Source organism: Streptomyces niphimycinicus, assembly GCF_018883605.1.
In the GTDB taxonomy this organism is placed as follows: domain Bacteria; phylum Actinomycetota; class Actinomycetes; order Streptomycetales; family Streptomycetaceae; genus Streptomyces; species Streptomyces niphimycinicus.
Genome location: NZ_JAHLEM010000556.1, coordinates 1 through 8,589, shown reverse-complemented (window position 1 = coordinate 8,589; position 8,589 = coordinate 1). Strand labels below are relative to the sequence as shown.

The window sequence follows — 8,589 nt, the reverse complement described above, 5'->3', positions numbered from 1 at the left end:
AGCGGTGAGCAGGCGCGGGCCGCGCGGCGGGCCCGGGCGCTGCTGGAGGAGGCGTACCTGGAGGAGATCCCGGCGGCGCGGCTCGCGGAGGCCGCCGGATGCAGCCGCTTCGCGCTCTACCGGGCGTTCCGCGCCGCGTACGAGATGGCGCCGAGCGACTTCCAGCGGCAGCTCAGGCTGCGCCGGGCGCGCGGGCTGCTGGTGGCGGGCCGTAGCGCGGCCGAGGCCGCGGCCCAGGCGGGGTTCGCCGACCAGAGCCATTTCCACCGGTGGTTCGTGCGGTGCTTCGGAGTGACGCCGGGAACATTTCAGCGCGCCGCGGGTCCCGATTCGCGGCGCACCCCACGGCCCTGGTGAAATTGGGCCGGACCGTACGGACTCACGCGGAGCGCAAGCACCCTGCCAAAGCCTGACATCTTTCGGACAACCTCGGACGACAGTCAGGTGAAGTGGGAGTGTTCGGCGTCTGAGTAGTGGGCTCAGTAGGGTCTCCAGACATCCAGGACAGGTGAAAAGGGCGAGTGGGGGAGCGGCACGGCGTGGCGAACGTGGAGCGGAGCGGACTGGGCAGAAGCCCGGACTCGGGGCCGGGCCCCGGTGCCGTCGGGGCGCGGACGTCACGGACCAGAATGGGGCTCGCGGCCCTGTGGCTCCTGGCCGGTGTGCTGGCGGTCCGTCAGGCGGCGGCGGTGCTGCGGCTGCCCCCCAATGAGCGGCTGACCGACCTGGAGACCTGGATCGGCGACGAGGGTGTGCTGCATGTCAGGGGGTCGCTGTACGACGGGGACTCCTTCACCGGCACTCCGTTCTCCGGGCTCGTCCTCAAGCCCCTGACCCGGGCCGCCGAGCAGAGCCTCGGGGTCGCCTGGACCTTCGGCACGCTGCTGCTGGTCGTGGTCCTCGGGCTGGTCGTGGCCCGGTCGCTGCCCGGCCCGGTCTCCCGCCGCACCTCGCTGATCGCCGCACCGCTGGCCATCAGCCTGCTGGTGCTCTCGCTTCCGGTGCGCAACACCTTCACCCTCGGCCAGACCAGCATCATCCCGGTGCTCCTGGTCGTCCTCACCGTGCTGCCCAGAACCTCCGGACGGCAGGCCGGTGTGCTCATCGGGGTGGCCGCCGCGCTCCAGCCCGCGCTGCTGCTGTTCGGCGTGGTGCTGTGGCTGATCGGACGGCGCCGGGCCGCGGCGCTCGCGGGCGCCACGTTCGCCGCATGCACCGCGCTCGCCTGGGCGGCCATGCCGCACGACTCGTGGACGTACTGGGGCCACCACATCGGCGGCGCCGGGCTCGGCGCGCCCGCCGACAGCCTGGCCAACCAGTCGCTGCACGGGCTGCTGCTGCGCATCGGCATCGAGGGCCCGGTCGAGCTGGCGCTGCTGGCCGTGCTCGCGGTCGCCGTCGTGGTGATCGGCCTTCGGCGCGCGGTGCACTACGCGAAGGACGGGCAGTTGCTGCTCGCCGCCGCCATCACCGGCAGCGTCGCGCTCGCGGTCTCGCCCACCTCCTGGCAGCACCAGCAACTCTGGATCCTGCTGGCCGTGGTCGGCCGGGTGGGGCGGCGCGGCTCCGACCGGCTGGTGTGGCCGGTTCTGGTGGTGCTGGCCATGTCGCTCAGCCGCACCGCGCTGCTGCCCGACATCGAGGTTCTCGGACATATCGGCTACAATGCGCCGCTTCTGGCCGCGCTCGCCGCCGCCTGTGTGGTGCCGTTCCACTCCCGCACCTCGCCGCGCTGGGACGACCCCGAGCCGACGCCGCTCGCCGAGCCCGCCAAGAGCCGCTTCGCCTGGGTGCCGCTGCTGCGCTTCCTCAAGCGGCCGCTGTCCCGCCCGAACCTGATGCTGGAGCTGATGCTGATCCGGGTCGGCTACTTCGCCTACTCCTGGATCCGCGGCCATGCCCCGGACGAGCGCAGCGTGGCCGAGGGCCACGGCGACCAGGTGCTCACCCTCGAGGGCTGGCTGCATATCGACATCGAGCACTGGTTCAACGGCATCGTGGCGGACACCTCGTGGCTCAAAGACTTCATGAACTGGTACTACAGCACCTTCCACTTCCTGATCCCGCTGTCCCTGCTGGCCTGGCTGTATCTGCGCCGCCCGGCGACCTACCGCTGGGCCCGTACCCCGCTGACCTTCGCCACGATGCTCGCCCTGGTCGGCTTCTGGCTCTACCCGCTGGCCCCGCCGCGGCTGATGGGGCTCGGGTACGTGGACACCGCGCACGGCCCGCAGGATCTGAACAACCCGGACTTCGGCGCGCTCACCAAGCTGTCCAACCAGTACGCGGCCATGCCGTCGCTGCATGTGGGGTGGTCGCTGTGGTGCGGGGTGGTCATCGCGATCGTGGCGCCGTACGTATGGGCGAAGGTGCTCGGCATCCTGTACCCGCTGCTGACGACGGCGGTCATCGTGGGCACCGCCAACCACTATGTGCTGGACGCGATCGGCGGCGCGGCCATCGTCTCGGCCGGGTTCGGGCTCCAGTACGTGCTGCTCGGGGTGGGCAAGCGCCCGCGCGAGGAGGCGCCACCGCTGTCGGCCTCGATGGGCGCCGCGCTCGAACGGGCCAGAGGGCTGGTGCCGGGGCTGGTGCGGCAGCGCAGCGGACAGCATGACGACGCCGAGCCCGCGGATGCCGCGGACGAGCCCCCGAATGGGGGACGGGCCCGCGTTGAGCGGCATGACCAGCGGGTCTAGCGTGGTGAGGAGGGGGCGGAAAGGCGGACAAGCGCATTAAACGGGGGGATCTGGGAATCGAGACGGGGAAGCGGGGACCCCGACCGAGGAGGGATCAACGATGTCCCTGGTGAAGGCAGTAACCGCGGCGGTCGCGATGGGTGCTTCGATGGCCATAGCGACCCCCGCTGCCGCCGCGCCGCCGCACCCCTTCGTCATCGTCCACGACAGTTTCCAGCCGTCGTCACAGGCGAAGACCGCCGGTGCGGTGACGTACGACAAGTCGCTGGTGCCGACGTCCGCGTCGGTTTTCATCGCGGAGGCGCGGCTGAGCGGCGAGGCATTGAAGAAGCACCACGAAGGTGGGGAGGAGCACGGCCACTACCCGATGCACAAGGGCACGTTCGTTTTCATCAGCGTGCGTGGCCTGGCGGCCGACCACCACTTCGGGATCCATGTCCATACGAAGCCGTGTGGCACCAAGCCCGACGCGGCGGGGCCGCACTACCAGAACAAGAAGGACCCCAAGCAGCCCTCGACCAACCCGAAGTACGCCAACCCGCACAACGAGGTGTGGCTGGACATCACCACCAACAGCTCCGGCAAGGGCTGGGCCAAGTCCTGGGTGAAGTGGAACTTCAGGTCCGGTGAGGCCCGTTCCGTGGTGATCCACAAGCATGCGACGGACACCACGTCGGGCAAGGCCGGGCAGGCCGGCGCCCGGTTGGCGTGCGTCAACGTGCCGTTCAAGTAGCGGCGTTCCGGGGGCGCCTCGGGTTTCCGGAGGGCGGGCCTTACGGCGGCAGCAGCCCGCCCTCCACCGAGGCGTTCCTGATCTCCTCGTACAGCGCGCGCAGTGTCTCGCTCACGCCGACCCGTGGCAGATGCAGCCCGTCCAGCGCCTCGGCGTCCACGGGGGCGTGGCTGTCGGTGGCCATATCGCCCCAGCCCTGGCCGGTCAGGCAGCGCATCAGGGTGGGGTTGAGCCGGTCCACCCCGCGCACCAGACATGCCTCGGGCGTACGGCCCTCCTCGTACTCCCGCCACAGCGCGGGCAGTTCGGTGCCGAGCGGCGCGGGGAGCGCGGCGAAGCGCGGGGGCTCACCGCTTTCGGCGCCCCGCTCCACCGCGTCCATCTCGACGAGGTCGTGCATCAGGCACAGCTTGAGCATCTTGGTGAGGTCGAGCCGCCGCCCGGCCTCGCGTTCGAACTCGCCGTGCAGTATCCAGCTCACCATCGCCAGATGCCAGGAGTGCTCCGCGACGCTTTCCTTGCGCTCCGGGGTGGCGTTGTTGGCGCGCTCGATCTCACGAAGGCGGGCGGTCAGGGCTATGAAGTCGAAGAGTCCTCGCCGATCGCCCGCCGCGCCGTGCGGACCGTACATCTCGCTCATGGCGGTCAGTGTGCCCGCGTCCGGGGGGTTGTGGCGAGCAATGTACGGGCGGCGTCTTCCAGCGATCCGAGCAGCGGGTCGGGGTCGTCGGCGCGCGTGACGAGCACGACCTCGCAGGGGTCGATGTCGGTGACGGGCACCAGGGCGATGTCCTCGCGCACGGCGGCGCGTCGATCGCCGGCCGGGAAGATCGCGACACAGTGGCCGGTGGCGATGAGTTCCAGCTTGTCCTCGTAAGCGTCGTCGATCGCGGGCGGGGGTGGTGCCGGGCGGTCGCCGACCGGCTTGGGCGTGCCCCAGACCACCGGAGTGCCGGCGCAGGCCACCAGTCCCTCGTCCGCCAGAGCCCGCAGGCTGACGGCCTTCTCGTGCGCCAGACGATGACTCGCCGAGGTGAGAAGTACCCGCGATTCCTCATGGAGCTTTGTCACCCGGAAGCCGTCCGTGGGGAAGGGCAGGGGCCGGTACGCGACGAGGGCCTCGATCCGCCCCTCGGCGAGGGCGCGCGTATCCCGCCAGTCGAGGTGCCGGGTGCGGATCCGGTGGTCGGGGTGGCGGCGGCGCAGTTCCTGCACCCAGGCGGTGATGACCAGTCCTTCGGCGTAGCCGACGGTGATGGTACGGGGCTGGACGGCGGCTCTGGCGGTGCGAGCGGCCTGCTCGGCCTCGTGGAGCAGTGTCCGGGCCCCGGGCAGGAATGCCCGACCGGCGTCGGTGAGGCTGGTGCCCTGCGGCGAGCGGTCGAAAAGCCGGACCCCGAGCTGAGCCTCCAGACGCTGGATCTGGCGGCTCAGCGACGGCTGCGCCAGGTGCAGCCCGATGGCGGCCCGGCCGAAGTTGCCGTACTCCGCCACGACCGTGAAATAGCGCACGAGCCGCAGATCGAGGTCCATTCGCCCAGCGTACGTCGCGTGCCGTCATACGCCTGGGGCATGGCGGCATGCGGAACAGGTCTTGGACAGGGTGTGCCGGTGGATATTTGGCTTGCGGGCATGACCACTTATGACGGCAAGAAGATCGTGATCACGGGCGGAAGCAGCGGTATCGGCCTGACCGCGGCCCGGTTGTTCGCGGACGGTGGGGCACAGGTACTGATCACCGGCCGCACCCGGTCCACCCTGGACACCGCGCTGGAGCAGTTGGGGGACAAGGCGATCGCCGTCCGCAGCGACGCCGCGTCCCTGACGGACATCAAGGCGCTGGCCGGCACGGTCCAGGAGCGGTTCGGCGCGGTGGACGCGCTGTTCGTCAACGCGGGCGTCACCGCGTCCGCGCCGTTCGACTCGACGACGGAGGAGATGTACGACGCGCTGTTCGCCATCAACACCAAGGGCCCGTACTTCACGGTGCAGGCGCTGGCGCCGCTGTTGCGCGAGGGAAGCGGCGTGGTCCTCACCACGTCGGTGGTGAACGTCCTGGGCGTCGACGAGCTCAGTGTCTACTCGGCGAGCAAGGCGGCCCTGCGGTCGATGACCCGCACGCTGGCCCGTGAGCTGCTGCCGCGCAAGGTGCGGGTCAATGCCGTGAGCCCCGGTCCGATCGACACCGGCATCCTGGACCGCACCGTACCCGCCGACGTCCTCGAGACGATGAAGGACACCTACCGGAGCACCATCCCGATGCAGCGGCTGGGGTCGTCCGAGGAAGTGGCCGCCGCGGTGGCGTATCTGGCGTTCGGCGCGACCTTCTCGACGGGAACGGAGCTGCCGGTCGACGGTGGGGGTTCGCAGCTCTAGGTTTCGCAGCTCCAGGTGAGGAATCCCCGGACTTCGGGCCGCCTCGCGGGACGGGACGGGGAAGACGTCAGGTGTAGGTCACCCTCAGCTCCTTGATCCCGTTCAGCCAGGCCGACCGCAGCCGCCGGGGCTCACCCGCGAGCCGGATGTCCGGGAGGGTGTCCGCGATGGCCTGGAAGATCAGCCGGATCTCCAGCTCCGCCAGGCTCTTGCCGAGGCAGAAGTGCGGTCCGCCGCCGCCGAAGCCCAGATGGGGGTTGGGGTCGCGGGTGATGTCGAACTCTTCGGGGCGGGCGAAGACATCGGGGTCGTTGTTGGCGGAGGAGTAGAAGACCCCGACCCGCGCGCCCGCCCCGATGCGCTGTCCGCCCAGTTCGGTGTCCTGGGTGGTGGTGCGCTGGAAGGACATCACGGGGGTGGCCCAGCGCACGATCTCGTCGGCGGCGGTGGCGGGGCGCTCGGCCTTGAACAGCTCCCACTGGTCGGGGTGGGTGAGGAAGGCGTGCATTCCGTGGCTGATGGCGTTGCGGGTGGTCTCGTTGCCCGCGACGGCCAGCAGCAGCACGAAGAAGCCGAATTCGTCCGAGCCCAGATTGCCCTCGTCCTCGGCGGCCACCAGCCGGCTGACGATGTCCTTGGCCGGGCACGCCTTGCGGTCGGCGGCGAGGTTCATGGCGTACGAGATCAGCTCCATGGCCGACTCGGCGCCGATCTCCTCGGTGATGGCCAGTTCCGGATCGTCGTACGCGACCATCTTGTTGGACCAGTCGAAGATCTTGGACCGGTCCTGCTGGGGGACGCCGATCAGCTCGGCGATCGCCTGGAGCGGCAGTTCGCAGGCGATATCGGTGACGAAGTCCCCGCTGCCGCTCTCCCGGGCCCCTGCCACGATGCGCTCCGCGCGGTCGCGCAGGGCGTCCTCCAGGGCGCGGATGGCGCGCGGGGTGAAGCCGCGCTGGACGATCTGGCGCACCCGGGTGTGCTCGGGCGGGTCCATGTTCAGCATGATCAGCTTCTGGACCTCGATCTGGTCCCGCTGGATGTGCTCGTTGAAGCGGATGATGGCGGTGTTGGCGTGGGAGGAGAAGATTTCCGGCCGGGTGGAGACCTCCTTGACATCGGCGTGGCGGGTGACCGCCCAGTAGCCGTCGTCGCCGAAGCCCGCGAGGCCGTGTGGCTGGGGGATCCAGCACACCGGGGCGGTCTGCCGCAGCCGGGCGAGCTCCGGGAGTGGCACCCGATGCTGATGGAGGTCGGGGTCGGTGAGGTCGAAGCCTTCGGGGAGCGCTGGACAGGACATGGCCACTCCAGAGATCTGACTGGGAGATCTGACGGCCTATCAGAAGTGTCCGCAACGTAGTAACGGGTTCTACAAGTCGCAAGAGAGAACGCGGCCATTGTTTCGGGGGATTGATGCCGCTCCAGGTCCGCTCAAACCCTGCACAACCCTTGCGCCGCCGGGCCGGGGCTCAGCAGACTGAGCTGAAGAACTAGAACGCGTACTAGTTCTGGCGCGGGCGCTGCCGGGAGCCCCGCGGATGCGATGAGAGGACGAGACAGCCATGGCCGCGGAACCCATCATCGTCGAAGCCGTACGCACCCCCATTGGCAGGCGCGGAGGCGCGCTCGCCAACCTCCACCCCGCCTATCTGCTCGGCGAGACCTATCGCGAACTCCTCGCCCGTACCGGCATCCAGCCCGACTGCGTCGAGCAGATCGTCGGCGGTACGGTCACCCATGCGGGGGAGCAGTCGATGAACCCCGCCCGCACCGCCTGGCTGACGATGGGTCTGCCGTACGAGACCGCGGCGACGACCGTGGACTGCCAGTGCGGCTCGTCGCAGCAGGCCAACCATATGGTGGCCAACATGATCGCCACCGGTGTCATCGACATCGGCATCGGCTGCGGGGTCGAGGCCATGTCGCGGGTGCCGCTGGGCAGCGGCTCCAAACACGGTCCGGGCAAACCGTTCCCGGAGGAGTGGAACGTGGATCTGCCCAACCAGTTCCAGGCGGCCGAGCGGATCGCCCGCCACCGCGGCCTGACCCGCGAGAACGTGGACGCCCTCGGGCTGATCTCCCAGGAACGGGCGGCGCGGGCCTGGGCGGAGGAGCGGTTCAAGCGCGAGACCTTCGCGGTCCAGGTGCCCACGACGGAGGACGAGCAGACCGCCGGAGAGGGCATGTGGCGGGCCGTCGACCGGGACGAGGGGCTGCGCGACACCAGCATGGAGGCGCTGAGCGGACTCAAGCCCATCATGCCCGCCGCCGTGCACACCGCGGGCAACTCCTCCCAGATCTCCGACGGCGCGTGCGCGGTGCTGTGGGCCTCCAAGCGGATGGCCCGCGCGCTGAAGCTGCGCCCCCGCGCCCGCATCGTGGCCCAGGCCCTGGTCGGCACCGATCCGCACTTCCATCTGGACGGGCCGGTCGACGCCACGAAGGCGGTGCTGGGCAAGGCCGGGATGACGCTGAAGGACATCGACCTGGTCGAGATCAACGAGGCGTTCGCCTCGGTGGTGCTGTCCTGGTCGCGGGTCTTCGAGCAGGATCTGGCGAAGGTGAACGTGAACGGCGGCGCGATCGCGCTGGGGCATCCGGTGGGGGCCACCGGGGCGCGCCTGATCACCACGGCACTGCATGAACTGGAGCGCGTGGACAAGGAGTTCGCGCTGATCACGATGTGCGCGGGCGGGGCGCTGGCCACGGGGACGATTATTCAGCGGCTCTAGGCCCTGTCCGGTGGATCTTCGCGGATCAGCCCGCGGCGTCTGGTGCGGT

At 69.9% G+C, this 8,589-nt stretch carries 8 protein-coding genes; 5 read left to right on the top strand and 3 right to left on the bottom strand.

The window, feature by feature from the left end:
- The 3 genes from KN815_RS36095 to KN815_RS36085 all read left to right on the top strand — a co-directional run.
- A partial coding sequence (locus KN815_RS36095) for a helix-turn-helix domain-containing protein (protein WP_216346063.1) occupies positions 1 to 357 on the top strand: 357 nt, incomplete at its 5' end.
- A 272-nt stretch (positions 358 to 629) separates the two neighbouring features.
- Complete coding sequence (locus tag KN815_RS36090) at positions 630 to 2,699, top strand: bifunctional glycosyltransferase 87/phosphatase PAP2 family protein (RefSeq protein ID WP_216346064.1); 2,070 nt, start codon at positions 630 to 632, stop codon at positions 2,697 to 2,699.
- A 100-nt stretch (positions 2,700 to 2,799) separates the two neighbouring features.
- Entirely contained in the window at positions 2,800 to 3,432 is a 633-nt protein-coding gene (locus tag KN815_RS36085) for a superoxide dismutase family protein (protein ID WP_216346062.1), read from the top strand.
- A 40-nt stretch (positions 3,433 to 3,472) separates the two neighbouring features.
- On the opposite strand, the gene KN815_RS36080 is transcribed toward KN815_RS36085, so the two are convergent.
- Both KN815_RS36080 and KN815_RS36075 read right to left on the bottom strand, forming a co-directional pair.
- Positions 3,473 to 4,072, bottom strand: a complete 600-nt coding sequence (locus KN815_RS36080; protein WP_216346061.1) for an HD domain-containing protein — start codon at positions 4,070 to 4,072, stop codon at positions 3,473 to 3,475.
- Between the two features lie 5 nt (positions 4,073 to 4,077).
- Positions 4,078 to 4,965 carry a LysR family transcriptional regulator gene (locus KN815_RS36075; protein ID WP_216346060.1) on the bottom strand — a complete coding sequence of 296 codons (888 nt, stop codon included), beginning with the start codon at positions 4,963 to 4,965 and terminating at the stop codon, positions 4,078 to 4,080.
- A gap of 99 nt (positions 4,966 to 5,064) precedes the next feature.
- Here KN815_RS36075 and KN815_RS36070 point away from each other — a divergent pair, with 99 nt between their 5' ends.
- Positions 5,065 to 5,808, top strand: a complete 744-nt coding sequence (locus tag KN815_RS36070; protein WP_216346059.1) for an SDR family oxidoreductase — start codon at positions 5,065 to 5,067, stop codon at positions 5,806 to 5,808.
- A gap of 67 nt (positions 5,809 to 5,875) precedes the next feature.
- On the opposite strand, the gene KN815_RS36065 is transcribed toward KN815_RS36070, so the two are convergent.
- On the bottom strand, positions 5,876 to 7,108 hold the full coding sequence (locus KN815_RS36065; RefSeq protein WP_216346058.1) for a cytochrome P450: 1,233 nt from the start codon (positions 7,106 to 7,108) through the stop codon (positions 5,876 to 5,878).
- Positions 7,109 to 7,370: 262 nt separating this feature from the next.
- Between KN815_RS36065 and KN815_RS36060 the strand changes: the two genes are divergently transcribed.
- Positions 7,371 to 8,540, top strand: coding sequence for a steroid 3-ketoacyl-CoA thiolase (locus KN815_RS36060; RefSeq protein ID WP_216346057.1), 1,170 nt, complete (start codon positions 7,371 to 7,373; stop codon positions 8,538 to 8,540).
- Positions 8,541 to 8,589: the final 49 nt, after the last annotated feature.